We start from the raw sequence: 24,295 nt of genomic DNA on the forward strand, positions 1-24,295 counted from the left end.
CCCTAGGATGGCAGTGTCCACTCTCCATCCAGAAACGGGTTCGACGACTCATGTCCGCCATAACCCGCGACGAGGTCGCTCACCTCGCACGGCTGTCCAGGCTGGCGCTGGCCGACGAGGAGCTCGACCACTTCGCCGCCCAACTCGACCAGATCGTCGGCGCGGTGGCCCGCGTCGCCGAGGTCGCAGCCGACGACATTCCGCCGTCCTCGCACGCGCTTCCGCTGACCAACGTCTTCCGTCCGGACGAGGTCCGGCGCGGCCTGACGCCCGATCAGGCGCTCTCCGGCGCGCCCGCCGTGGAGGACGACCGCTTCCGCGTTCCCCGGATCCTCGGGGAGGAGGCATGACAGAGCTGCTCCGCAAGACGGCCGCAGAGCTGGGCCGGCTGATCGGCTCGCGCGAGGTCTCCGCCGTCGAGGTCGCCCAGGCCCACCTGGACCGCATCGCCGAGGTCGAGCCCAAGGTCAACGCGTTCCTGCACGTGGATCCCGACGTCACGCTCGCCCAGGCGCGCGCGGTGGACGATCGGATCGGCGCCGGTGAGAGGCTCGGCCCGCTCGCGGGCGTCCCGGTCGCGCACAAGGACGTCTTCACCACCACCGACATGCCCACCACCGCCGGCTCGAAGATCCTCGAAGGCTGGCGCCCGCCGTACGACGCGACGGTGACGGGCCGTCTGCGCGAGGCGGGGCTGGTCATCCTGGGCAAGACCAACCTGGACGAGTTCGCCATGGGCTCCTCCACGGAGAACTCGGCGTACGGTCCGACTCGCAACCCGTGGGACCTCTCGCGGATCCCCGGCGGCTCGTCGGGCGGTTCGTCCGCCTCGGTCGCCGCGTACGAGGCGCCGCTGTCCACCGGGACGGACACCGGTGGCTCGATCCGCCAGCCGGCGGCGGTCACCGGCATCGTGGGCATGAAGCCGACCTACGGCGGCTCGTCCCGGTACGGCCTGATCGCGTTCGCGTCGTCGCTGGACACGCCCGGCCCCTTCGCGCGCAACGTCCTGGACGCCGCGCTGCTGCACGAGGCGTTCTCGGGCCACGACGTGATGGACTCGACGTCGATCCACGCGGAGGTGCCGCCGGTCGTCGAGGCCGCCCGCCAGGCCGACATCGCCGGCCTTCGGGTCGGCGTGGTCAAGGAGTTCGGCGGCGAGGGGTACCAGCCCGGCGTGCTCGCCCGGTTCCACGAGGCCGTCGAGCTGCTGGAGTCCCTCGGCGCCAAGGTCGTCGAGGTCTCCTGCCCGTCGTTCGGTTACGCCCTCCCGGCGTACTACCTGATCGCCCCCTCCGAGTGCTCGTCCAACCTGGCCCGGTTCGACGCCATGCGGTACGGCCTGCGCATCGGCGACGACGGCACCCGCAGCGCCGAGGAGGTCATGGCGCTGACCCGGGCGGCCGGTTTCGGGCCCGAGGTCAAGCGGCGCATCATGCTGGGCACCTACGCCCTGTCGTCGGGCTACTACGACGCCTACTACGGCCAGGCGCAGAAGGTCCGCACCCTGATCTCGCGCGACTTCGACGCGGCCTTCCACCAGGTGGACGTGCTGGTGTCGCCGACGACGCCGACCACGGCGTTCCCGATCGGCGAGCGGGCCGACGACCCGATGGCGATGTACCTCGCCGACCTCTGCACGATCCCGACGAACCTCGCCGGAAACGCGGCGATCTCGGTGCCGTGCGGGCTGGCCGACGAGGACGGCCTGCCGGTCGGCCTGCAGATCATGGCTCCGGTGCTCGGCGACGACCGTTGCTACCGGGTCGGCGCCGCGGTCGAGAGGGCGCTGGAGGACCGCTGGGGCGGCCCGCTCCTGGCGAAGGCGCCCGCGCTCTAGGGAGTGTCCGACAAAGGCTGCCCCGCGCGCGGCGGGGCAGCATTCGCCGGATACAACCCAGGGAGTACGTGAGGGCACGGCGACGGCGATGTGCCCAGGCTCGGAGAGGAGGAACGGCGGCGTGATAACCCGCATCGAGATCGACGGCTTCAAGTCCTTCGCGGACTTCGCCCTCGACGTGCCGCCGTTCCTCGTTCTCATCGGCACCAACGCCAGTGGCAAGTCCAACCTCCTCGACGCGCTCCGCTTCGTCGCGGCCCACGCCCGCGGCGACGTGTACGACGCGGTGGACGCGGTACGCGGCGACGCGGTGGGGCTCTTCCGCCAGCGGGGGGACGGCTCACGAGCGGACGAGATGACGTTCGCGCTCGAACTGGTCCTCGATCCGGACCGCGTATGGGACATGCCCGACCAACCGCTGCGCAGAGCGCTCGGGTCCCGGTGGCGGTACGAACTGCGGGTGTCCATGGGCGACAACGGGCCGCGCTCCATGGAGACGTTCCTGCCGATGTCGAGGGCGGATGACCGGTGGCCGGAGCAGGCGCACGCCGACCCGCGGTGGGTGGCCGGGCGCATCGGCTACCTCGACCACGGTGACGATTTGATCCGCGCCATGCTGGGGGAGTCGCGCAGCCTGCGCATCGTCAGCAGCCTGGCGCGCTACTCGTTGAGCGACCCCACACGGTCGGATTCCGACCGCGGCGCGGAGGCGGTGTTGCGCAATGCCGTGGTCCAGGCCGTGTGGAGAACACTCGGCGAGATCTCCGCGTTCCAGATCGAGGACCATGCGCTGCGGAAGGTGAGCCCGCTTCCCGGGCGGCCGTTCCTGCAGCCCAACGGCGAGGGTTTGCCCGCCTACCTGCTCCATCTGCGCCGGGAGACCGCGCGCGAGGACGACCCGGACGGAGTGCTCGCGGAGATCCGGGCGGACCTGGTACGGATCGTCCGGGAGGTGACGTCGTTCGACGTCGTGGAGGACCACGAACGCCGCGACGTCCGCGTCGTGTTCACCGGGCGCTACGTGCCGAGGTTCGGCGCGGATGTGGCCTCGGACGGCACGCTGCGGATCCTGGCGCTGCTAGCGCTGCTCAACGATCCGGCGCGGTCCGGGCTGGTGGCCATCGAGGAGCCGGAGAACGGCGCCTTCCCCGAGCGGTTGCGCGAGTTGCTGACCACCATGCGCTCGTTGGCCACGGACCCGTCCCGCGACGACCCGGAGTGGCCGCTGAAGCAGGTTCTGGTCACGAGTCACTCTCCGGTCGTCCTCGACGTCGTTCCGCGCTCGAACGTCGTGTTCCTGGAGAACGTGACCCGGATCCAGGACGGGGTCACGTCCCGGGTCACCGTGGCCCGCCGTCTCGCCGAGCCCGGCGGCGCCCCGGTACGCGCGGACGACGGGCCGCCGCCGGTAACCGAGAGCGAGATCGAGCGGTTTCGCGCGGGCCGGGAGCCGATCACCTCATGAGGAGCCTGAACTCGGTGCTCGTCTGCGAGGGCCCCTCGGATGAGTGGTTCCTTCCCGTGCTGCTGCAACGGGCGACGCACCAGCTCTGCCTGGAGCACTTCCCCGGAGGCGTGGACGTCGGGGACGTGCGCGTCCTCGCGGTCGATCATCAGCGACCCGACGACATCGCCAGGGCCGTCGCGCGGGAATCCGGCGCGTACGACGTGCTGCTCTACCATCACGACGGCTTTCCGCAGCGTACCGCCGCGGCGAAGGTCGACGAGGTGCGCCGGGCGATCGTGGAAGCCGGCAGCACCGAGTTGTTCGTGCCGGTGGTTCCGGTCGTGGAGACTGAGGCGTGGGTCCTGGCGGACCCCGACGCGCTGGCCCGGGTGCTCTCGGTGCCGGTCGCCAGGGTCCGCGAGCTGCTGCCCAGGCAGCCGAAGCAGGTGGAGCAGCAGGCCGACCCGAAAGAGCTGCTTCGGCTGGTGATGCGCTCACTGGTGCGCAGGCACCGGAGGGCCAGGCCGGACGGTGACAGCATGGAACGCTACTTCAGCGAGCTTGCGGAGATCATCGATCTCGACCGGTTGCGAGACGTGCCCGCGTTCGCGGACTGGTGGAAGTCGATGGCCGAGGCGCTGATCCGGTTGGGATTCCGCTATGGCTGAGGCCGCGGACAACGTGATCACGACGGGTGTGCATCCCGTTCTGCTGACATTCGTGGATACAGGAAAAGTGGTGAGACACCTGTGAGCACTGAGACGCTCATGCCGTACGACGAGGCGCTGGAGCGCTTCGAGCCGGTGCTGGGGCTGGAGACGCACGTCGAGCTCGGCACCGCGTCGAAGATGTTCTGCGGCTGCCCGACCGAGTTCGGCGCGCCGCCGAACACGCAGGTCTGCCCCGTCTGTCTGGCGCTGCCGGGCTCGCTGCCGGTCGCGAACGCCGAGGCGATCGAGTCGACCATCCGGATCGGTCTCGCGCTGAACTGCACGATTGCCGAGTGGTGCAGGTTCGCCCGGAAGAACTACTTCTATCCGGACATGCCGAAGAACTACCAGATCAGCCAGTACGACGAGCCGCTGTGCACCGACGGGTACCTCGACGTCGTGGTCGACGGGCGGACCGTGCGGGTCGAGATCGAGCGGGTTCACCTGGAGGAGGACACCGGCAAGTCGACGCACGTCGGCGGCGCCACGGGCCGCATCCACGGCGCCGACTACTCCATCGTTGACTACAACCGGGCCGGCATCCCGCTGGTGGAGATCGTCACCAAGCCGATCGCCGGCGCGGACCGGCTCGCCCCGGACGTCGCCCGCGCGTACGTGACCGAGCTGCGGGAGCTCATGCGCGCGCTCGGCGTGTCGGACGTGCGCATGGAGGAGGGCTCCCTGCGCTGCGACGTCAACGTCTCGCTCATGCCGCGCGGCTCTTCCGAGTGGGGCACCCGGTCCGAGACCAAGAACGTCAACTCGCTGCGCAGCGTCGAGCGTGCGGTCCGCGGTGAGATCGAGCGCCAGGCGGCCATCCTCGCCGACGGCGGCCGGATCATCCAGGAGACCCGGCACTTCCACGAGGACACCGGCCGGACCACCTCGGGGCGCTCGAAGGAGGAGGCGCAGGACTACCGCTACTTCCCCGAGCCCGACCTGCTGCCCATGGCGCCCGACCGCGACTGGGTCGCCTCGCTCAAGGCCGCCCTCCCCGAGCTGCCGTCCGTACGGCGCGCCCGCCTCCAGGCGGAGTGGGGAGTGTCCGACCTCGACATGGCGGCGATGCACAACGCCGACGCCATCGGCCTGGTCGAGGCGACCGTGGCCGCCGGGGCTCCCGCCGCCGACGCGCGGAAGTGGTGGATGGGCGAGCTGGCCCGCCGGGCCAACGAGGCCGGCAAGCCGCTCGCCGAGCTGTCCATCACCCCCGCGGACGTCGCCCGGGTGACGGAGCTGGTGGCCTCGGGCGCGCTCAACGACAAGCTGGCCCGGCAGGTGCTCGAAGGCGTGCTCGCCGGCGAGGGCGGGCCGGACGACGTCGTCGCCAAGCGCGGTCTTCAGATCGTCAGCGACGAGGGCGAGCTGCTGGCGATCATCGACAAGGTCCTCGCGGACAACGCCGACGCGGCGGACAAGGTCCGTTCCGGCAAGGTGGCCGCCGTGGGCGCCCTGGTCGGCGGCGTCATGAAGGCCAGCCGGGGCAAGGCCGACGCCGGCCGGGCCCGCGAGCTCATCCTGGAGAAGCTCGGCGTCTCCTGATCTCATTTCAGACTGGACGTTTCTGACCGGAGACGACCTTCATCCGATTTCGGATGAGGGTCGTCTCGCTGGTCTCTCGACGCAGAAGGGTTCCTCCGCCGCCTCCTGTCGCGGGTGAGCCTCGGGTGATCGATTGTGGTCTGATTTCCGGCATATCCAGGAGGGGGTGCTTTAGGGTTAACTGAGCGGAGATGCCCCTGAGCCGGAGGAGTCTTGGGCGTGCGGAACGCGGAAGCCTCCATCGACCCGCCGACGGATTCGTTCGCGGCGGTGCCTCCGCCTGACTCGCCGAGAAGACATCCGGTACGGCCCGCTTCCGAAGGTCTGCCCCCGGGTGTGTCGGCCGACATCTTCGGTGGAGCGCCCGCGTCACCCGCCGCGCCGTCCGCATCGAAGGGGCGCAATCCCCTCCCCTCGACTCCGCCGTCCCCGGTGTCGTCCACCGGGCCGTCCGGCGTGCCTCCGGTGGCCCAACCGTGGCCGGTCGTGGACCGGAAGGCCCCTGAGGCGGCCCCACCCCGTACCGATCCGACGCCCGAGCCGGAGCGGGGCGCGCGCGGACGCCTGCTCAAGTTCGGCGTGCCGGCGGTGCTCCTGCTCGCGGTGCTCGCCTACGTGGTTCCCGCCGCGCTCATGGCCGGCAAGGTGCTGCCCGGCACCACCGTCCTGGGCGTCGACATCGGCGGCCAGACGGAGGCGGAGGCCGTACGGATCCTGAACAAGCGGCTCTCCGGCCTGGCCCGCACCCCGGTGATCGTGAAACGGGGCCTGGAGCGCGCCTCGGTGAATCCGGAGCAGGCCGGGCTCTCCCTGGACGCGGAGGCGACGGTGCGGCAGGCGTCTGAGGGGTTCCCGAGCCCCGTGGAGGTCTGGAACGCTCTGACGACCGGTCGTGAGATCCCACCGAAGACCACGGTCGACATGTCGCGGCTGGAGATCGCGGTGGCCAGGGACGTCGCGGCCGTCTTCGCCGGTCCGGCTCAGGAGGGCGACGTCGAGTTCAGGGGGCTGACCCCGGTCCCGATCTATCCGCGGGCCGGGCGGTCGATCGACCACGCCAAGGTCGCGGCCGACATCCAGCGGGCGTACCTCAATCCGGACGCGATGGTCGAGCTGGAGGTGCGGGCCGACGAGCCCAAGGTGACACGGGCGGAGGTGCGCCGCGCGCTCGGCTGGGCGCGGCGGGCGGTCTCGGGCCCGGTCACGGTGACGAGCGACCGGGGGTCGGTACAGATCACGCCGGAGGTCGTCGCGGCGAACCTCACGTTCCGCGTGGACCGGCGGAACGAACTGCGGCCCGTCTTCGACGCGGCCGACGCGCTGGCCGGCCTGGAGGACCGCCTCATCGACCCGGGGCGGCTGCCCCGCGACGCCACGTTCACGATCACCGGCGGCAAGCCCGTCCTGGTGCGGGCGAAGGCGGGCCAGACCCTCGACACGGCCCGCCTGTCCTCGGACGTCGTCACGTCGATCACCTCGGGAAGCCGTACGGCACGGGCCTTCGTGACGGCGGGACGGCCCGCCGTGACCGACGAGGAGGCGCGGCAGATGGGGATCAGCGAGCGGGTCGGCCACCACACGACGACCTTCGCGTGCTGCCTGCCGCGGGTCACCAACATCAAGACCGCGGCGCGGGCCCTCGACGGCCACCTGATCGCGCCGGGGGAGACGTTCTCGCTCAACCGGTTCCTCGGAAAGAGGGAGCCGGCCGCGGGGTACGTCGGCGGCCCGGCGCCCACGCGCATCCGCGGGAAGGCCGGGGCGGACGTGGCGGGCATCTCGCAGTTCGCGACCACGATGTTCAACGCGGCCATGCGCGCCGGCATGGAGGACGTGGAACACACGCCGCACGATCACCACATCGGGAACTATCCGCCGGGACTGGACGCGGCGGTCTCCTATCCCGGCCCCGACCTGCAGTGGAAGAACGACTCGCCCTACGGGGTGCTGGTGCGGGCGAGCGCCACCGGCACCACGGTGACCGTCGAGCTCTGGAGCACCAGGCGGTTCGAGGTCGAGATCTCCGATCCGGTCCGGTCCCGCCAGGTCAACCCCGAGGCACGTACGGTGAGCGGCCCCGGATGCGTGCCGTCGACCGGTCAGGCGGGCTTCACGGCCGAGGTCACCCGCACACTCCGGCAGGACGGGAAGGTGACCAGCCGCCAGACGTTCACGGCCACGTACGAGCCGGAGGCGACGGTCGTCTGCGCGCCCGCGGATTGAGGGGGACCCCCAGGGGCCCCAGCCGACCGTGCCCCCTCAGCCCGAGGTCTCCTCGATCGGCCGAACCTCGTTCAACGTGCCCCTGAGCCGACCGTGTCCCCTCATCCGACGGGGATCACGAGGATGCGGTCGTCTCCCGAGCGGGGGGAGCCGCGGCCGTCCTTGTTGCTGGTGGTCACCCACAACGTCCCGTCGGGAGCCCTGGTGACCGCGCGCAGCCTGCCGAACTCCCCGGTGAAGCGGGCGACCGGCCGTCCGAGGCGGCCGTGCGCGCGGACGGGGATCTGCCAGAGCCGCTCGCCGCGCAGCGCCGCCGCCCACAGCGAGCCGCCGGCGTACGCGAGGCCGGACGGCGACGCCTGGTCGGTGCGCCAGGTCAGCAGCGGGTCGGTGAACCGGCTCCCGCCGCCGGGACCCTCGACCTCGGGCCATCCGTAGTTGTGGCCCTTCTCGATCAGGTTGATCTCGTCGTAGGTGTTCTGGCCGAACTCGGTGGCGAACATGTGCCCCTCCGGGCCCCACGTCATGCCCTGGACGTTGCGGTGCCCGTACGTCCACACGAGGGTGCCGAACGGATTGCCCGGTGCGGGCCTGCCGTCGGCGGTCATGCGGAGGATCTTGCCGCCGAGGGAGTTCCGGTCCTGCGCGAGCCCGCCCTCCCCGGTCTCGCCCGTGGAGGCGTACAGGTAGCCGTCGGGACCGAACTCCAGCCGTCCGCCGTTGTGGATGCCGCCCTTCGGGATGCCGGTCACGATCGGCGTGGCGTCGGAGAGACCGCCGTCGTAGCGGTATCGCACCACCCGATTGTCATCATTTGTCGTGAAATAGAGGAAGACGAGGTGATCGTCGGAATATCTCGGGGAGACCGCCACACCGAGCAGGCCGCCCTCGCCCCGGGCGGACACCCCGCCGATCACGCCCACCTCCGTGACGCCTCCGTTGGGCGTGACGCGGAGCAGCCGGGCCGAGTCCCGCTCCGTGACCAGCGCGTTCCCGTCGGGCAGGAACGCGATCGCCCACGGCACCGCGAGGCCCCCGACCAGCGTTCGCGGCGTGCCGGGCGGACGCACCCGCTCGTTGCCCGCGGGAGGGTTCGTGGCCGTCCCGCCTCCCGGACCGCCGGTGGGAGCGGCGCCGGGATCACCCGGCGAGGCGTCGGCCGGCGGAGCGTTCCCCGTCGCGGCTCCGCCCCGCGCGTCGCCTCCCGCGCCCGTGGCCGGAGCGCATCCCAACATGGCGGCCACCAGCACCGCGCCCGCCACCGACCTGGACCATCCGGTACGTCCCATCGTCGCGACCTCCTCCGTCCCCATACTGGTGCCCGGATTGGCGGGTTCCCTTAGGTTGGTCCCGTGAAGATCTGGGTCGCTTCGGAGGACATCGCCGACGGGCTGGCAGGCCTGCCGGGACTGGACATCGCGGTTTACGACGGCAGGGGACCGGTCCCCGCCGGGATCGGCGAGGTGGAGGTGTGGGTGCCGCCGCTCGTGCCGGTGCGGGACGTCCCCGGATTACTCGCCGGGATGACCGGCCTTCGCCTGCTCCAGACCGTGACCGCCGGCGTCGACCCGTACCTGCCGCATCTGCCCGGCCACGTCACCCTGTGCAACGCCCGGGGCGTCCACGACGCGGGGACCGCCGAGTGGGCCGTCGGCGCGATGATCGCGGTGCTGCGGGACTTCCCCGAGTTCGGCGCCGCCCAGCAGCGCGGCGCCTGGTCCTGGCACTACACGGGAGTGCTCGCCGACTCGACCGTCCTCATCGTCGGGTACGGCTCGATCGGCGAGGCGCTGGAGCGCCGCCTCTCCGGGTTCGAGGTGGAGATCGTCCGGGTGGCCAGGAACGCCCGTCCGGGCGTGCACGGGCAGGACGAGCTTCCGGACCTGCTGCCCACGGCGGACGTCGTCGTGCTGCTGGTCCCCGCCACCGCCGACACCGCGGGCATGGTCGACGCGGGCTTCCTCGCCCGCATGAAGGACGGCGCCGTGCTGGTGAACGCCGCCCGCGGCTCGGTGCTCGACACCGACGCGCTGCTCGCCGAGCTGCAGAAGGAACGGCTGCGCGCGGCCCTCGACGTCACCGCCCCGGAGCCGCTGCCGCCGGACCACCCGCTGTGGACCGCTCCCGGCGTTTTCATCACGCCGCACGTGGCGGGCAGCACCCCCGCCTCCATCCGCCGGACCCGCACGCTCGTCTGCGAGCAGATCGCGCGGTACATCTCCGGCGAACCCCTTGAAAACATCATCACGGGGCACTACTGACCCGCGAAGGATTCCGGAAAGTGGCTGCCCCGTGACCTGCGGTCCGTACGGTGATGACATCGCGCAGCCGGTTATCGGATCGGTGACGACTCCGCCGTTGTCGTCGCTCAGGTCGGCGGCCGCGCGCAAACTGGCGACGTGACAGGGAGAGTAAAGCCGAGTCGATGGCGGGAGGGACTGCGTGAATCGCAGGCGTGACCCCAGGGTCCCGCTCACCGCCGTGTCGGGTCTCGGTGCGGCGGCGGTCGCGGCCGTCCTGATCGCCGGAGTCGGAGCATCGGTCGTGGTGGCCGTGGCGGGCGCCGTCACCGGCCTGCTCGCCGTGGTCTCCCTGGTGCTGGCCTCCTCACGGGTCGCGCCGGGGCAGCGGCGGCGGGCCGCGGCATGGCGCTGGCTGGAGGCCGGCTCGGTGACCTGGCTCGCCGGCATCGGACTGAGACCGGTCGCCGACGGCACGCCGTTCGTACTGACCTTCGCCGACCTGCTGCTCCTCTTCAGCTCGTTACTCCTGATGATCGGCTGCGCCTTCACGGCGAAGCCCCCTCCGTACAGCAGGGGCGTGGTCAGGCAGGTCACGGACGCCTTCCTGACCGCGGCCTCGATCTTCGCCGTGGCCTGGGTGTGGTTCCTCGCCCCGATCTTCCACGGGGTGGACGACGCCACCACGATCTTCTCCACGCTGGCGTTGCCGGTGGTGTGCCTGCTGGCCGCCTGCGCGGTGGCGCCGGCCCTCATCGGCTCACGGGCCGCCGACCGCTCGATCGGCCTGGCCGGGGTCGGCGTGCTCGGCGCGATCACGGTCGCCGAGTTCGCGACGGCCGCCGCGAGGCTGGACGGCGACCCGCCGCCGCTGGTCGCGACCCTGGTGGCCCCGGCCGCGTTCCTGCTCCTCGCCGCCGTCCCGTGGATCCAGGGGCGCACCCGCCGCCGGCCGCTGCCCGCCGCGATGACGGCCGTCATCCCGCTGTCCCTCGTCGCGGTCGCCACGCTGGCCGTCGCGTTCCACGCGTTCACCGGCGGCCGGGACCGCTTCCTGCCCGGCCTCGGCGCCGCGATCGTCCTCGTGCTCATCGGCCGGCTGATCCTGCTGGTGATCGAGACGGCCGGGATGCGGCGCCTGGTGGACGTCGGAGAGCGCCAGCTCCGCCGGCTCGCCGAGAACACCGGGGACGTCGTGCTGATGTGCGACCACGAAGGCGTGATCCGCGAGATCGGCTCCAGCGTGCGGAAGACGTACGGCTACCGCCCCGCCGACCTCGTCGGGCGCCCACTGGTCGACTACATCCACCCCGAGGACGTGCCCGGCGTCCAGGCCCTGCTCCGGCGGCTCGACAACGACGGCGAGGTCCTGGAACGCCACGAGAGCTGCCGGATCGCCTGCCGCGTCCGCGCCTCGGACGGCACCTGGCGGCCGACGGAGTCGGTCGCCACCCGCCACGTCCGCACGGAGGACCTGGTCCTGGTCACGGTCCGCGACGTCAGCGACCAGGTCGCGCTGCGCAACCAGGTGACCCATCTCACCTTCCACGACGGGGTCACCGGGCTGCCCAACCGGGCGTACTTCGAGGAGCGGGCCCGCGAGGTCCTCGCCCGGCCCGGCGGCGGGCGCGCCGCCGTGATCTTCCTGGATCTGGACGGGTTCACCGGCGTGAACGACTCCGTCGGCCACGCCAGCGGCGACTATCTGCTCGGCCAGGCCGCACGCCGGCTGCGCGCCGCCGTACGCGCCGACGACACGCTCGCCCGGTGGGGCGGCGACGAGTTCGCCGTGCTGCTCGAAGGCGGCGCCTCCAGCGGAGCCGACGCCCAGACCGCGATCGACCTGGCCGACCGGCTCGTCCGCGCCGTCTCGTCCGAGCCGTTCCGCGTCGCCGACCGCGACATGCCGCTGACCGCGAGCGTGGGCGTGGCCTTCGCCGAGGACGGCATGCCCGCCGGCGACCTCCTGCGCAACGCCGACGTCGCCATGTCCCGCGCCAAGGAACTGGGCGGACGACGGGTCGAGGTGTTCGCCGCGCACATGCACGCCGACGTCGTACGCCGCCTCGAACTCGCCGCGGACCTGCAGCGGGCCCTCCACGAGAAGCAGTTCGCGGTCGAGTACCAGCCGGTCGTCGATCTCGCCACGTCGCGGGTCACCGCGGTCGAGGCGCTCGTACGGTGGTGGCGCGGCGGCGCGTTCGTGCCGCCCGAGCAGTTCCTCGGCCCCGCCGAGGACACCGGGCTGATCGTGCCGCTCAGCGAGTGGATACTCAAGGAAGCCTGCCGCGAGGTGGCCGGCTGGCGCGAGTCCTCCTGGGACATCGGCCTGTCGCTCAACCTGTCGGCGCGGCAGATCACCGCTCCCCGGTTTGTGGAGACGGTCTCCGAGGCGCTGGCCGACAGCGGTCTGCCCGCCAGCGCGCTCACCCTCGAAGTCATCGAGGAGATGCTCGTCGAGGACGCCGAGGACACCGTGGCCAAGCTGTCGGAGCTGCGCGCCCTCGGCGTGAGACTCGCGATAGACGACTTCGGCACCGGGTACGCCTCGCTGGCCTTCCTCCGCCAGCTCCCGGTGGACATGATCAAGATCGATCCGTCGTTCGTCTCGGGGCTCGGACGTGACGAGACTCTCACCCTCCTCACCCGTACGATCGTGCGGCTCGGCCACGACCTCGGCCTGATCGTCGTCGCCGAGGGCATCGAACGCCCCGAGCAGCTCGAACTCCTCAGGGAGATGGGCTGCACGCGCGGCCAGGGCTACCTGGTCGCCCGACCGATGGCCGCCCGCGGCGTCGACCACCTCATGCACACCACCCTGCAGAACACGGCCTGAGGCCGTGTTTGATGGCCTCGCTGTGTTTATGGCGCTCGCTTCGCTCGCGCGGGCTCGGGGCGCCTACAGTCGGTGTCTTCCCTCGTCACTCGGAGTCGCTCGTTCCTCGCTCCCCGCTCGCTTCTCAGTCCAGACACCGCCGCGCCCCTCGCGTGATGGGTTGGCCACCGTAATGATCGAAGGCGCTCGCGCGGGCTCGGGGCGCCTACAGTCGGTGTCTTCCCTCGTCGCTCGGAGTCGCTCGTTCCTCGCTCCCCGCTCGCTTCTCAGTCCAGACACCGCCGCGCCCCTCGCGTGATGGTCGGCCGCCGTAGTGATCGATGGCGCTCGCGCGGGCTCGGGGCGCCTACAGTCGGTGTCTTCCCTCGTCACTCGGGACTCGTTCCTCGCCCGCTCGTTCGTGTTGTCGGGTTTGCCTTCGTCACGCTCCTCGCTCCTTCGTCGCTGCGGGCGTTCCTCGGTCCAGACACCGCCGCGCCCCTCGTGATCACCGATGGCGCTCGGCGGGGCGGGGCTGGTCAGATGGGTGGAGGGGCGAAGTTGATCTCATATAGTGAGACCGGTGTCCGAGATAATTTGACGAGGGGTGCGCGCATCGGACATCGTGTAGCCATGCATCGCAGTGGGATCCTCGTAGTACTTCGCAGGCGCGCGGCCTGACGAAGCACTCGGTCCTGCGCGCGCCCCAGATCCGCCTTGGCGGTCGGGGCATTTTTTATGCCAGCAGACAGACAGCTCAGCCACAAGGAACGAGCCGATGACCGAACAGATGACAGGTGCTCAGGCCCTCGTGCGGGCGCTGGAGCACCTCGGGGTCGACACGGTGTTCGGGATCCCGGGCGGCACCATTCTCCCCGCCTACGATCCCCTCTACGACTCTGCCAAGGTCCGGCACGTGCTTGTACGGCACGAGCAGGGCGCCGGCCACGCGGCCGAGGGGTACGCGCAGGCCACCGGCAAGGTCGGGGTCTGCATGGCGACCAGCGGTCCGGGCGCGACCAACCTGGTGACCGCGATCGCCGACGCGTACATGGACTCGGTGCCGATCGTGGCGATCACCGGCCAGGTCGCGACGCCGCTGATCGGCACGGACGCCTTCCAGGAGGCGGACATCTCCGGCATCACGATGCCGATCACGAAGCACAACTTCCTGGTCACCGAGGCGGCCGACATTCCGAGGGCGCTCGCCGAGGCGTTCCACATCGCCTCGACCGGCCGTCCCGGGCCCGTCCTGGTCGACATCGCCAAGGACGCCCAGCAGAAGATGATGACGTTCTCGTGGCCCCCGGTGCTGCAACTCCCGGGGTACCGCCCGGTCACCCGTCCGCACTCCAAGCAGATCCGCGAGGCGGCCCGGCTGATCGTCGAGGCGAAGCGGCCCGTGCTGTACGTCGGCGGCGGCGTCCACAAGGCCAAGGCGTCTCCCGAGCTGCTGCGGCTGGCCGAGCTGACCGGCATCCCGGTCGTCACCACGCTGACGGCGCGCGGCACCTTCCCGGACAGCCACCGCCAGCACCTGGGCATGCCGGGCATGCACGGCAGCGTCTCGGCCGTCGGGGGGCTCCAGCGCAGCGACCTGCTGATCGCGCTGGGCACCCGCTTCGACGACCGGGTGACCGGTGAACTGTCCAGCTTCGCACCGAACGCCAAGGTGGTCCACGCCGACATCGACCCGGCGGAGATCTCCAAGAACCGGCACGCGGACGTCCCGATCGTGGGCGACTGCCGCGAGGTCATCACCGACCTGATCGCGGCCATCGAGCACGAGTACGCCGAGGGCCGCAAGGGCGACTACGACGAGTGGTGGACCCTGCTGGACGGCTACCGCACCACCTACCCGCTTGGGTACGAGGAGTTCGCCGACGGCTCGCTGGCCCCGCAGTACGTGATGGAGCGGCTGAGCGCGGTCGTCGGCCCGGACGCGATCTACACCGCGGGCGTCGGGCAGCACCAGATGTGGGCGGCGCAGTTCATCGGCTACGAGAAGCCGGGGACGTTCATCAACTCCGGCGGCGCGGGCACGATGGGCTTCGCGGTCCCCGCGGCGATGGGCGCCAAGATGGGCCGCCCCGACTCCACGGTGTGGGCGATCGACGGCGACGGCTGCTTCCAGATGACGAACCAGGAGCTGGCCACCTGCGCCATCGAAGGTGTGCCGATCAAGGTGGCCGTCATCAACAACGGTAACCTCGGCATGGTTCGCCAATGGCAGACCCTCTTCTACAACCAGCGGTACTCCAACACCAACCTGCAGACCGTCCGGCGGATCCCGGACTTCGTCAAGCTGGCCGAGGCGTACGGTTGTGTGGGTCTGCGCTGCGAGCGGCCGGAGGACGTCGACGCCACCATCCGCAAGGCCATGGAGATCAACGATGTTCCCGTCGTGGTCGACTTCGTCGTCCACCAGGACGCGATGGTCTGGCCGATGGTCGCCGCGGGCACCAGCAACGACGACATCAAGTACGCCCGAGACATGGCGCCGAAGTGGGAGATCGAGGACTGATGAGCAAGCACACGCTGTCGGTGCTGGTCGAGAACAAGCCCGGCGTGCTGGCCAGGGTCGCCAGTCTCTTCTCCCGGCGAGGCTTCAACATCGACTCGCTGGCCGTCGGGCCGACAGAGCACGACGACATCTCCCGGATGACCATCGTGGTCAGCGTGGAAGAACTCCCGCTGGAGCAGGTCACCAAGCAGCTCAACAAGCTGGTGAACGTCCTCAAGATCGTGGAGCTGGACACCGCGCAGTCGGTGCAGCGTGAGCTGATGCTGATCAAGGTGCGGACCGACGCGGACAGCCGGTCCCACGTCCTGGAACTGGTCAACCTGTTCCGCGCCCGCTGCGTCGACGTGGCGCCGGACGCGGTGACCATCGAGGTCACCGGCACGATGGACAAGCTGGAGGCCTTCGTGCGGGTCCTTGAGCCGTACGGCATCAAGGAGCTCGTGCAGTCCGGCATGGTGGCCATCGGCCGCGGTGCCCGTTCCATCACCGATCGCTCGCTCCGTGCGCTGGACCGCACCGCGTAGCCGAGAAAATTCACTGAAAGGCAATCAAGTGACTGAGATCTTCTACGATGACGACGCCGACCTGTCGATCATCCAGGGTCGGCACGTGGCCGTCCTCGGGTACGGCAGCCAGGGTCACGCGCACGCGCTGAGCCTGCGCGACTCCGGTGTGGACGTGCGCGTCGGCCTGCTCGAGGGCTCCAAGAGCCGGGAGAAGGCCGAGGCCGACGGTCTGCGCGTGCTCACGCCGTCGGAGGCCGTGGAAGAGGCCGACCTCACCATGATCCTGGCGCCGGACCACGTCCAGCGTGACCTTTACGCCCAGCACGTGAAGCCGAACCTGGTCGCGGGCGACGCGCTGTTCTTCGGTCACGGCTTCAACATCCGCTACGGCCTGATCGAGGCGCCCGAGGGCGTCGACGTGGCCATGGTCGCTCCGAAGGGCCCGGGCCACCTGGTCCGCCGCCAGTTCTCGGCCGGGCGCGGCGTGCCGTGCCTCGTCGCCGTCGAGAAGGACGCGACCGGCAACGCCTGGCCGCTCGTCCTGTCGTACGCCAAGGGCATCGGCGGCACCCGCGCCGGCGCGCTGAAGACGACCTTCACCGAGGAGACCGAGACCGACCTGTTCGGCGAGCAGGCCGTCCTGTGCGGTGGCGTCTCCGAGCTGATCAAGGCGGGCTTCGAGACCCTGATCGAGGCGGGCTACCAGCCCGAGGTCGCGTACTTCGAGTGCCTGCACGAGATGAAGCTGATCGTCGACCTCATGTACGAGGGCGGCATCTCGAAGATGTACTGGTCGGTCTCCGACAACGCCGAGTACGGCGGCTACACCCGCGGCCCGCGCGTGGTCAACCAGGAGACCAAGCAGGAGATGCGCCGCATCCTGGACGAGATCCAGAACGGCCAGTACGCCCGCGAGCTGGTCGAGGAGTTCGACTCCGGCCAGGCCAACTTCAACAAGTACCGCGAGGAGCTCTCCGGCCACCCGATCGAGGAGACCGGCGCCAAGCTCCGCCCGATGATGAGCTGGCTCAAGTCCCAGTAGTCCCGCGCACGCGAGTCGGCGCCGTCCCCGGTCAGCGGGGACGGCGCCGATGCGTTTCTCACCGGGTCACCGGGCTCGCGGTCGCCCTTGTGGAGCCGGTGAGGTCGGCGGGGTCAGCACTGGACGGGCTTGCGCCAGGAGCATTCGAGGCCGTCGTCGTCCTGGGCGGTCTCCGCGCGCAGCGTCGAGGCGGCCGCCGCGTCCACGGGGGCGGACCGGGTGAACTGGGCGAGCCTGACCGCGATCCGGTCCTCCAGGTCCCGCGGCGCCCCGGAGAGGTAGCCGTTCGTCATGATCGAGAAGACCAGCGGCTCGCCCTCCGCGCTCGTCACGTAGCCCGACAACGACGTCACGCTGGTCAGCGAGCCCGTCTTCGCGTGCACGTTGCCTTCGGCGGGCGTGCCGCGCATGCGGCTGCGCAGCGTCCCGCCGACCATCCGCTCCGCCGCCCCGGCCACCGGCAACGAGTCGTACCAGACGGGGAACCACGGCTTGCCCCTGACCGAGGCGAGCAGTGACGCGAGGCCCGACGGCGTGAGACCGTCCATCCGCGACAGGCCGGAGCCGTCCCGCAGACGCAGCGTCTCCACGCCGTTCGCCTTGGCGAACGCCTCCGTCACCGCGAGGCCGGCGGACCAGCTGCCCGCGTCGGAGGCCTTGCGGCCCATCGCCTTGGTCAGGATCTCGGCGTGCATGTTGTTGCTGAGCTTCATGAACGGCGTCAGCAACTGGCTGAGCGGCATGGACTCGCGCGCGGCCACGGCCTTGGCCCCCGCCGGGGTCGCCCCGCGTACGGTCTGGCCGATCACGCGCACGCCGTGGGCGGCCAGCCCCTTCCGGAAGAGGGAGGCGGCGTAGAGGGCCGGGTCCCACACCGCGACCCACTCGTCGTACTGCTCGGCCACGGTGCCGGTCACCACGACCGTGTTCCCGCCGTGCTCCCGCTCCACGAGGATGTCCGTCTCGGCCCCGGTCGTCGCCCTGTTGACGATCTTCACGTAGTCGGTCTCGGGGGTCGTCGTCACCTTGGCCGGCTTGCCGGGGCGGTCACCGGGGGCGACCGACACGACGACCGACCCCGCGTCGTAGTCCGTGTCGGGCGACGCCGTCAGCGCCGAGATCTGCGCCGCGTAGTAGTACGGCTCGTCGTCCCAGGCCCAGTCGGTGCCGAGCCGTACGTCGTCGAACCAGGTGTCGTCCACGACCAGGCGGCCCGTGACGACCTTGACGCCGGACGCGGCGACCTTGGCGGCCAGCGCGTCGTAGTCGGCGGCGAGCACGGTGGGGTCGCCGGTCCCCTTCAGGTAGAGGTCCCTGCCCTTGGACAGGACCTGCGTGCTGAACCGGTAGTCCGGGCCGAGCGTCTCCATCGCCGCGGCGGACGTGAGCAGCTTGGTGTTGGAGGCGGGGGCGAACAGCTTGCCCGAGTCGAGGGTGTACAGGTTCTCGCCGGTGGCGGCGCTCCGGACGACCACGCCGGCGCGGGCCATCGTGAGCCGGGAGTCGTTGAGGAGCTCGTCGATGTCGTGGACCAGGTCGGCGACGCCGGGGTCGGGGTCGAGCGCGTCGGCGGGGATTCCCGAGCCCGCGACACCGCCGACCAGGACCAGCGAGGCCAGCATGATCGAAGTTCGTCGTGATAAGCGCACGGTCACTCCAGACTGAGTGGGGCTTTCCGCGATCATGTGGAACGGCCGCAGCCGCATCAATACGGAAATGTGCGTATATGTGGGGACGGCCAGGAGAGACGGTCAGGCGGGGCTGGCGACCAGGAACACGCAGTCGCCGAACGCGACCTCGTCACCGGGACGCACCCGCGCCGGGCCGACCAGCCGCCAGCCGTTCAGCCGGGTGCCGTTGAGCGAGCCCAGATCCACCAGGAGCCACGCGTCGTCCTCGCGGCGCAGCTCGGCGTGTACGCGGGAGACCGTCACGTCGGACAGCACCAGGTCGCAGGCCGAGCCCCGGCCGACGAGGTAGCGGACCCGGCTGTCGGCGGGGAGGGCGAGCCGGGGCAACCGGGGGCGCCGCCAGGCCGCCTCGATCCTGGTGGTGAGGTCGGAAACCGAGGAGACCGCCTCGGTGATGCGCCGGCGCCAGCGGCCCCGCTGGGGCAGGTCGGAGATGAGATCGTCCAGCTCGCCCCTGTTGCGGGCCCGCAGCGCCATGTCGACGCGTCCGACGAAGGTCTCCATGGAGAGCCGCCCCTCGGCGGCGCGGTCGCGGAGCTCGTTGAGCGCGCGCTCACGGTCCCCGTCGGACGCGCGAACCGGAGGGTGCGACGAGCTCATGTCAGGAGTATCCGTCGGAGGATCACAGGGTGTCCAGCAGACCCCCACATTCCTCGCCTTTTGGGTCGCGCGTGCGATCGGCCGCGGGGGTGTGGGGGAGGCCGGGTCCGTCAACCGCGCGCGAAGTCCTGCGTCCAGTACGGTCCGCCCGCCGCCGCGTGGCCGACGCCGATGTGGGTGTAGGAGCAGTTCAGCATGTTCTTGCGGTGTCCCGGGCTGTCCATCCAGCCCTTCACCACGGCGGCGGCGGTCGAGTAGCCCTTGGCGATGTTCTCCGCCGCCGCGCTGAACGCGAAGCCGGACGCCTTGATGCGCTGCGCGAAGTCGCGGCCGTCCTGCGAGGTGTGGCTGAAGTACTCCTTGGCGGACATGTCGCCCGAGTGCCCGTAGGCGGCGGCGCGCAGCCGGGCGTCGTGGACCAGGGCGCCGCAACCGGCCTTGGCGCGCTCGGCGTTGGTCAGCCGTACGACCTCGTTCTCGATGTCGGTCCCGACGGCCGAGCCCGAACCGGTCCCAGTCCCTGTCCCCGTGCCGGTGCCCGAACCGCCGGGGCGGGCGGGGGAGCAGGTCAGGCGGGCCTTCGCGGACTTCGCGAGGTGCCCCCGGCCGTCCGTGACGACCGTGACGAAGGTGCCGGGGCTGCAGCGCAGGCTCACCGCGAGCCGCCCGTTGCGTACGACGGCGGAGCCGCTCTTCACCGTACGGTCGGGGCCGGGCAGCACCTTGACGATCCGGACGCGGACCCGTGCGCGGTCGGCGCAGCCGGTGCGCGCCACGGCGGCGCGGATCTGCCCGCTCGGCGTGGTCCGCGGCTTCGACGCGACGACGCGGCAGTCGGGCCGGGCGGCGGCCGCATTGGCGGGTACGGCGGGCAGGCCGATCGCCGCCACGCTGCCGAGACCCAGGATGGCCAGGGCGGTCTTTCGCACGGTTCCTCCAGTGTGCGGGGGTTTCGTACTGGATGGAATCAGCATTATGGACGCTCTTGAGGGTGCTATGACCGCTAAACCACTCTTTTCTTGGTATCTGACCTAGTGCGAAGCTAGTCGCTTTGGTCCGAATTTCTGCTGGTCAGCGGGGTATGGAGCGATCCCGGATCTGCGGGGAATCCGACTTGGCAAGAGCATACCGAGTATGCATACTCGGTATACATGACGATCCGGCATGGCCTGCTGGCGTTGCTCACCCAGGGCCCTCGGTACGGGTACCAGCTCCGCGCGGAGTTCGAAGCGTCCACAGGGGCGACCTGGCCGCTGAACATCGGCCAGGTCTACACGACGCTGTCGCGGATGGAACGGGATGGACTGGTCGCCCCCGGCGAGCAGGACGAGCAGGGCCGCGTGGTCTACGACATCACCGAGAAGGGCCGGGCCGAGCTGGACCTGTGGTTCGCCACACCGGTCCGCCAGGCCGACCGGCCACGTGACGAGCTGGTCATCAAGCTCGCCATGGCGATGACCGCTCCGGGGGTCGACGTCGCGCGGGTCGTGCAGGCCCAGCGCTCCGCCACCATGCGGACCCTGCAGGAGCTCACCCGGGCCAAGCGCGGCGCGGGCGTCGCGCAGCGGCTCGTCCTCGACTCAATGATCTTCCAGGCGGAGGCCGAGCAGCGCTGGCTCGCGCACTGCGAGGCCGTCCTCGCCGCATCCCCCAAGGAGGGCGCATGACATCACCCGATCCAGAGCCCGGCACGCCCGCGGCCGTCGTGGTGCGGCTCGCCGAGGTCGGCCGCAGGCACGGCGACGGGGCGGGAGCCGTACACGCGTTGAAGGGGGTGAGCCTCGACGTCGCGGCGGGAGAGCTGGTCGCGGTGATGGGACCGTCCGGATCCGGCAAGTCCACGCTGCTCAACCTCGCCGGCGGGCTCGACCGGCCGACGTCCGGCGACGTCGAGGTCGAGGGCGTCGCGCTGGCCGGGCTGCCGGCCGCCGACCTGGCCGCGCTACGCAGACGCAACGTCGGCTACGTGTTCCAGGACCTCAATCTCATCCCGTCGCTGACCGCCGCGGAGAACGTGATGCTTCCCCGCGAGCTGGACGGCGTCCGTACGGCGCGGGCCCGCGAGGAGGCGCGCGCCGCGCTGGAGGAGGTCGGGGCGGACGACCTGGCGGACCGTTTCCCGGAGGAGATGTCCGGCGGCCAGCGGCAGCGGGTGGCGATCGCCCGGGCGCTGGTGGGGGAGCGGCGGCTGCTCCTCGCCGACGAGCCGACCGGGGCGGTGGACACGCTCGTGGGCGACGAGATCCTGGGCATCCTCCGGGGCCGGGCGGAGGCGGGGGCCGCCGTCCTCGTCGTCACCCACGAGCCCAGGTATGCCGCCTGGGCCGACCGGGTGGTGTTCCTGAAAGACGGGCGGCTCGTCGACTCGGCCGCCGCGGGCCTGGTGAGCGCCCGATGAGCCGGCCGATCAGCCTCTTGCGGCGCGTGGCGCCCGATCACGCGCTTTCGACACGACCGGCCCGCGGGCCGCTGGGCCGGGAGGTGCCATGAGTTCCGTACGTGCCGCGTTACGGATCGCCCGACGCGACGCCTGGCGGGCGAAGGGCCGCAGCCTGCTCGTCATGATCATGATCGGCCTGCCGGTGCTCGCCTTCACCGTCGCCGCCACGTACACAGCGACGCGGGAGCTCGACCCGCGCGAGCGGATCGCCTGGGATCTGGGCTCCGCCGCCGCGATGGTCACGGACACCGAGATGATCGGCCCGATCCGGCAGAACGCCACGCGGGCGGAGCTGTTCATGACGGTCGGGAGCGACACCCGGCCTCCGCTCGCGGAGGCCGAGATCGCGGCGTTGTTCGGCCCGGACACCCGGGTGGTGCGGTCCGTCCAGGGGCACGGCGAGTACCAGGAGCGCGACGGCTACCAGGATGCGGTGGTCCGTGAGGTGGACGCCCGCGATCCCGTCACCCAGAGTGTGTTCCACCTGATCGCCGGGCGGTTTCCCCAGGCGGAGGACGAGGTCGCGGTGAGCGACGCCGTCGGGGTGCCGGTGGGGAGCGTCCTGCGCGTCACCAGGGCCGACCTCGCCAGGCGGGTGGTGGGCGTCGTGGCGGCCCCGCCCGTGTCCGGCTACGTCGTCCGGCAGATCATCACGCCGCCCGGCGCGCTGCTGGGCCGCGTGGAGGGGCTCCGCCCCGAAAGCCGCTGGCTCGTCGACGCGCGGGGGCCGATCACCTGGGAGCTGGTGCGGCAGGCGAACCTGAAGGGGCTCACCGTGTTGTCGCGGGCCGTCCTCGACGATCCGCCTCCGATCGGAGACGGTCCGGACGAGGCGCTGGGGGATCGTCCCTTCCTCTGGAACGACGCGCAGACGGTGGCGCTGGTCACCGCGATCCTCGTCATCGAGGTCGTGCTGCTCGCCGGACCGGCCTTCGCGGTGGGGCTCCGGCGGCGGCGCCGGGAGCTGGCGCTGATCGCCGCCCAGGGCGGCTCGGCCCGCCACCTGAAGATCATCGTGATCGCCGAGGGCCTCACCCTCGGCGCGGGTGCCTCCGTGCTCGGGGCCGTCCTGGGTGTGGGCGTCGCCCGTGTCGTGGTCGGCGTCGTCGGTCTGTGGCCCGCCGGTGAGCTGGGGCCGTTCGACGTGCCCGTCGGCCAGGTCGCCCTCGTCGTCGCGCTCGGCACGCTGAGCGGCCTGGTCGCCGCGATCGTGCCCGCCGTACAGGCGGCCCGCTGGGACGTGCCCGCGGCCCTCGCGGGGCGGCGCGACGCACGCCGGGACCGCGCCGGACGCCCCCTGCTGGGTGCGCTTCTCGTCGTGCTGGGCCTCGCGGCGCTCGCGTACGGCGTCTGGAGCGGGCGGAACGCCGTCCTCGGGGGGGTGTTGCTCGGCCAGCTCGGCCTCGTCCTGGTCATGCCGTGGCTGATCGGCCGGATTGGTGCGCTCGCGGGACGGCTTCCCCTGCCGCTCCGGCTGGCCGTCCGCGACGGCGCCCGCAACCGCGGTCGTACGGCGCCCGCTGTCGCGGCGGTCATGGCGGCGACCGCCGCGTTCAGCACGATCTCGATCGTGGTGGCGAGCGAGACGGCGCTCAGGACGCAGACGCCGCGCAGCCTCTTCGTGCCGGGCACGACCGCCGTCTACGGCACCGAGGTCACCGAGGAGTCGTGGCGCGAGATCCGGCCGATCGTGGAGAAGACGCTGCCGGGAGTGCCGCTGGTCGAGGGACTCGTGCCCGTGAACGGCAAGGGGCAGCCGCTGTCGATCCAGGTGCGCGACCACGGGTGCGCGGAATGCATGCGGCTGGGAGGCCCGCTGGGCGAGCTGCCCCTGGGCGGCCCCGACCTGCTGCGCTACGTCCTCGGCCGTACGGATCCCGGCGCCGAGGCCGCGCTGGCCGCGGGCCGCGCCGTCGTGTTCGACCCCGGCGCGGTCCGGAACGGCGAGCTGCGGCTGACGCTCTCCCCGTACCCCTTCCAGGACGAGCAGACGGCCGTGTCCCTGCCCACGACGCTCGTGCGGGTCGAGGGCCCCACGGTGGTCCTGGGTGTCGCTCCGGCGTCCGCGTTCACCTCGCGCGGATACGGGGTCAAGCTCGCGCACCTCCTCGTCGATCCCCAGGTCAGACGGGTGACGGTGGCCGAGGAAGCGCGACTGCAGGATCCCATCCAAGCGGTGACGTCCCGGGTGGCGGTCATGGTGGCGTGGGAGCGCGACGGGCAACGGGGGTCGCTGGTGTTCGCGATCGCGATGGCCGTGATCGTGCTGGGCGCCACCTTCACCGCGACGGCCCTCGCGGCGGCGGACACGCGCAAGGACCTGGACATCCTCTCCGCGACCGGCGCGCGGCCGCGGACCCGCCGGGCGGTGGTGGCCGGGCAGGCGGCCTTCATCGCCGGGATCGGCGTACCGGCCGGTGTGGTGGCGGGCCTGGCGCCCGGCGCCGCGCTCGCCGCGCGGGCCCTCGTCCAGGCGGAGGACTTCCCCGCGGCGGCGCTCAACAGTTATCGCTTCGCGTCGCCGGGATTCGTGTTCGCCGTGCCGTGGCCGCAGCTCGCCGCGATGGCGGTGGGCCTTCCCCTGCTGGCGGCCCTGGTGGCGGGGGTGTTCGCCCGTACGCGGGTAAGGCTTTCGCGCCGGGTGGCATAAGTCCCCGTCCGGCAGGGCCGGCCGC

General features: G+C 71.4%; 17 protein-coding genes and 1 pseudogene. 14 read left to right on the forward strand and 4 right to left on the reverse strand.

Annotated elements, in window-relative coordinates:
• The first annotated feature begins 50 nt into the window (after positions 1-50).
• From gatC to AWQ70_RS02205, 6 genes are all read left to right on the forward strand, one after another.
• Entirely contained in the window at positions 51-350 is a 300-nt protein-coding gene (gene gatC / locus AWQ70_RS02180) for an Asp-tRNA(Asn)/Glu-tRNA(Gln) amidotransferase subunit GatC (protein WP_067169389.1), read from the forward strand.
• The gene (gatA, locus tag AWQ70_RS02185) at positions 347-1,840 is read left to right on the forward strand and encodes an Asp-tRNA(Asn)/Glu-tRNA(Gln) amidotransferase subunit GatA (protein ID WP_067169392.1); all 1,494 of its coding nucleotides are present in this window, start codon (positions 347-349) and stop codon (positions 1,838-1,840) included. The genes gatC and gatA overlap by 4 nt, the downstream gene beginning before the upstream one ends.
• A 121-nt stretch (positions 1,841-1,961) precedes the next feature.
• The gene (locus AWQ70_RS02190; RefSeq protein ID WP_067169395.1) at positions 1,962-3,305 is read left to right on the forward strand and encodes an AAA family ATPase; all 1,344 of its coding nucleotides are present in this window, start codon (positions 1,962-1,964) and stop codon (positions 3,303-3,305) included.
• Positions 3,302-3,955, forward strand: a complete 654-nt coding sequence (locus AWQ70_RS02195) for a DUF4276 family protein (protein WP_067169398.1) — start codon at positions 3,302-3,304, stop codon at positions 3,953-3,955. The genes AWQ70_RS02190 and AWQ70_RS02195 overlap by 4 nt, the downstream gene beginning before the upstream one ends.
• A 99-nt stretch (positions 3,956-4,054) precedes the next feature.
• Positions 4,055-5,539 (forward strand): Asp-tRNA(Asn)/Glu-tRNA(Gln) amidotransferase subunit GatB, encoded by a 1,485-nt coding sequence (gene gatB, locus AWQ70_RS02200; RefSeq protein ID WP_067169401.1) that lies wholly within the window; start codon positions 4,055-4,057, stop codon positions 5,537-5,539.
• A 486-nt stretch (positions 5,540-6,025) separates the two neighbouring features.
• Entirely contained in the window at positions 6,026-7,762 is a 1,737-nt protein-coding gene (locus AWQ70_RS02205; protein ID WP_157529848.1) for a VanW family protein, read from the forward strand.
• Positions 7,763-7,863: 101 nt separating this feature from the next.
• Here AWQ70_RS02205 and AWQ70_RS02210 read toward each other — a convergent pair whose 3' ends face one another.
• A complete protein-coding gene (locus tag AWQ70_RS02210) occupies positions 7,864-9,051 on the reverse strand; it encodes a PQQ-dependent sugar dehydrogenase (protein ID WP_067169719.1) in 1,188 nt (395 codons plus the stop codon).
• 63 nt (positions 9,052-9,114) lie between these two features.
• Between AWQ70_RS02210 and AWQ70_RS02215 the strand changes: the two genes are divergently transcribed.
• The 5 genes and pseudogenes from AWQ70_RS02215 (at position 9,115) to ilvC (ending at position 16,889) form a co-directional block, all read left to right on the forward strand.
• Positions 9,115-10,023 carry a 2-hydroxyacid dehydrogenase gene (locus AWQ70_RS02215; RefSeq protein WP_067169408.1) on the forward strand — a complete coding sequence of 303 codons (909 nt, stop codon included), beginning with the start codon at positions 9,115-9,117 and terminating at the stop codon, positions 10,021-10,023.
• A gap of 181 nt (positions 10,024-10,204) precedes the next feature.
• The gene (locus AWQ70_RS02220; RefSeq protein WP_067169411.1) at positions 10,205-12,838 is read left to right on the forward strand and encodes a putative bifunctional diguanylate cyclase/phosphodiesterase; all 2,634 of its coding nucleotides are present in this window, start codon (positions 10,205-10,207) and stop codon (positions 12,836-12,838) included.
• A gap of 739 nt (positions 12,839-13,577) precedes the next feature.
• Positions 13,578-15,341 (forward strand): annotated as a pseudogene (locus tag AWQ70_RS02225) (acetolactate synthase large subunit); the annotation flags it as partial.
• Positions 15,341-15,865 (forward strand): acetolactate synthase small subunit, encoded by a 525-nt coding sequence (gene ilvN / locus AWQ70_RS02230; protein ID WP_067169417.1) that lies wholly within the window; start codon positions 15,341-15,343, stop codon positions 15,863-15,865. The pseudogene AWQ70_RS02225 and the gene ilvN, both read left to right, overlap by 1 nt.
• Before the next feature lie 37 nt (positions 15,866-15,902).
• Positions 15,903-16,889 carry a ketol-acid reductoisomerase gene (ilvC, locus tag AWQ70_RS02235; protein WP_067169722.1) on the forward strand — a complete coding sequence of 329 codons (987 nt, stop codon included), beginning with the start codon at positions 15,903-15,905 and terminating at the stop codon, positions 16,887-16,889.
• Positions 16,890-17,002: 113 nt separating this feature from the next.
• Here the strand turns inward: ilvC and dacB are convergent, their stop codons facing one another.
• The 3 genes from dacB to AWQ70_RS40385 form a co-directional block, all read right to left on the reverse strand.
• Positions 17,003-18,511 carry a D-alanyl-D-alanine carboxypeptidase/D-alanyl-D-alanine endopeptidase gene (gene dacB, locus AWQ70_RS02240; RefSeq protein WP_084516437.1) on the reverse strand — a complete coding sequence of 503 codons (1,509 nt, stop codon included), beginning with the start codon at positions 18,509-18,511 and terminating at the stop codon, positions 17,003-17,005.
• Positions 18,512-18,640: 129 nt separating this feature from the next.
• On the reverse strand, positions 18,641-19,180 hold the full coding sequence (locus AWQ70_RS02245) for an FHA domain-containing protein (protein WP_067169422.1): 540 nt from the start codon (positions 19,178-19,180) through the stop codon (positions 18,641-18,643).
• A gap of 110 nt (positions 19,181-19,290) precedes the next feature.
• Entirely contained in the window at positions 19,291-20,109 is an 819-nt protein-coding gene (locus AWQ70_RS40385) for a CAP domain-containing protein (protein WP_067169425.1), read from the reverse strand.
• 222 nt (positions 20,110-20,331) lie between these two features.
• Here AWQ70_RS40385 and AWQ70_RS02255 point away from each other — a divergent pair, with 222 nt between their 5' ends.
• The 3 genes from AWQ70_RS02255 (at position 20,332) to AWQ70_RS02265 (ending at position 24,270) form a co-directional block, all read left to right on the forward strand.
• Positions 20,332-20,847, forward strand: a complete 516-nt coding sequence (locus AWQ70_RS02255) for a PadR family transcriptional regulator (protein ID WP_067169428.1) — start codon at positions 20,332-20,334, stop codon at positions 20,845-20,847.
• Positions 20,844-21,578, forward strand: a complete 735-nt coding sequence (locus AWQ70_RS02260; RefSeq protein ID WP_067169431.1) for an ABC transporter ATP-binding protein — start codon at positions 20,844-20,846, stop codon at positions 21,576-21,578. Before AWQ70_RS02255 ends, AWQ70_RS02260 begins: the two co-directional genes overlap by 4 nt.
• 88 nt (positions 21,579-21,666) lie before the next feature.
• Positions 21,667-24,270 (forward strand): FtsX-like permease family protein, encoded by a 2,604-nt coding sequence (locus AWQ70_RS02265; RefSeq protein ID WP_067169433.1) that lies wholly within the window; start codon positions 21,667-21,669, stop codon positions 24,268-24,270.
• Positions 24,271-24,295: the final 25 nt, after the last annotated feature.

It is taken from the genome of Microtetraspora niveoalba, assembly GCF_001570405.1.
GTDB classification, from domain to species: Bacteria; Actinomycetota; Actinomycetes; order Streptosporangiales; family Streptosporangiaceae; genus Microtetraspora; species Microtetraspora niveoalba.

Bases quoted from the DNA above. Each gene is read 5' to 3' on its own strand.
- gatC (WP_067169389.1), top strand. From the start codon at position 51: ATGTCCGCCATAACCCGCGACGAGGTCGCTCACCTCGCACGGCTGTCC.
- gatA (WP_067169392.1), top strand. From the start codon at position 347: ATGACAGAGCTGCTCCGCAAGACGGCCGCAGAGCTGGGCCGGCTGATC.
- AWQ70_RS02195 (WP_067169398.1), top strand. From the start codon at position 3,302: ATGAGGAGCCTGAACTCGGTGCTCGTCTGCGAGGGCCCCTCGGATGAG.
- gatB (WP_067169401.1), top strand. From the start codon at position 4,055: ATGCCGTACGACGAGGCGCTGGAGCGCTTCGAGCCGGTGCTGGGGCTG.
- AWQ70_RS02210 (WP_067169719.1), bottom strand. From the start codon at position 9,051: ATGGGACGTACCGGATGGTCCAGGTCGGTGGCGGGCGCGGTGCTGGTG.
- ilvN (WP_067169417.1), top strand. From the start codon at position 15,341: ATGAGCAAGCACACGCTGTCGGTGCTGGTCGAGAACAAGCCCGGCGTG.
- dacB (WP_084516437.1), bottom strand. From the start codon at position 18,511: ATGCTGGCCTCGCTGGTCCTGGTCGGCGGTGTCGCGGGCTCGGGAATC.
- AWQ70_RS02245 (WP_067169422.1), bottom strand. From the start codon at position 19,180: ATGAGCTCGTCGCACCCTCCGGTTCGCGCGTCCGACGGGGACCGTGAG.
- AWQ70_RS02255 (WP_067169428.1), top strand. From the start codon at position 20,332: ATGACGATCCGGCATGGCCTGCTGGCGTTGCTCACCCAGGGCCCTCGG.
- AWQ70_RS02260 (WP_067169431.1), top strand. From the start codon at position 20,844: ATGACATCACCCGATCCAGAGCCCGGCACGCCCGCGGCCGTCGTGGTG.
- AWQ70_RS02265 (WP_067169433.1), top strand. From the start codon at position 21,667: ATGAGTTCCGTACGTGCCGCGTTACGGATCGCCCGACGCGACGCCTGG.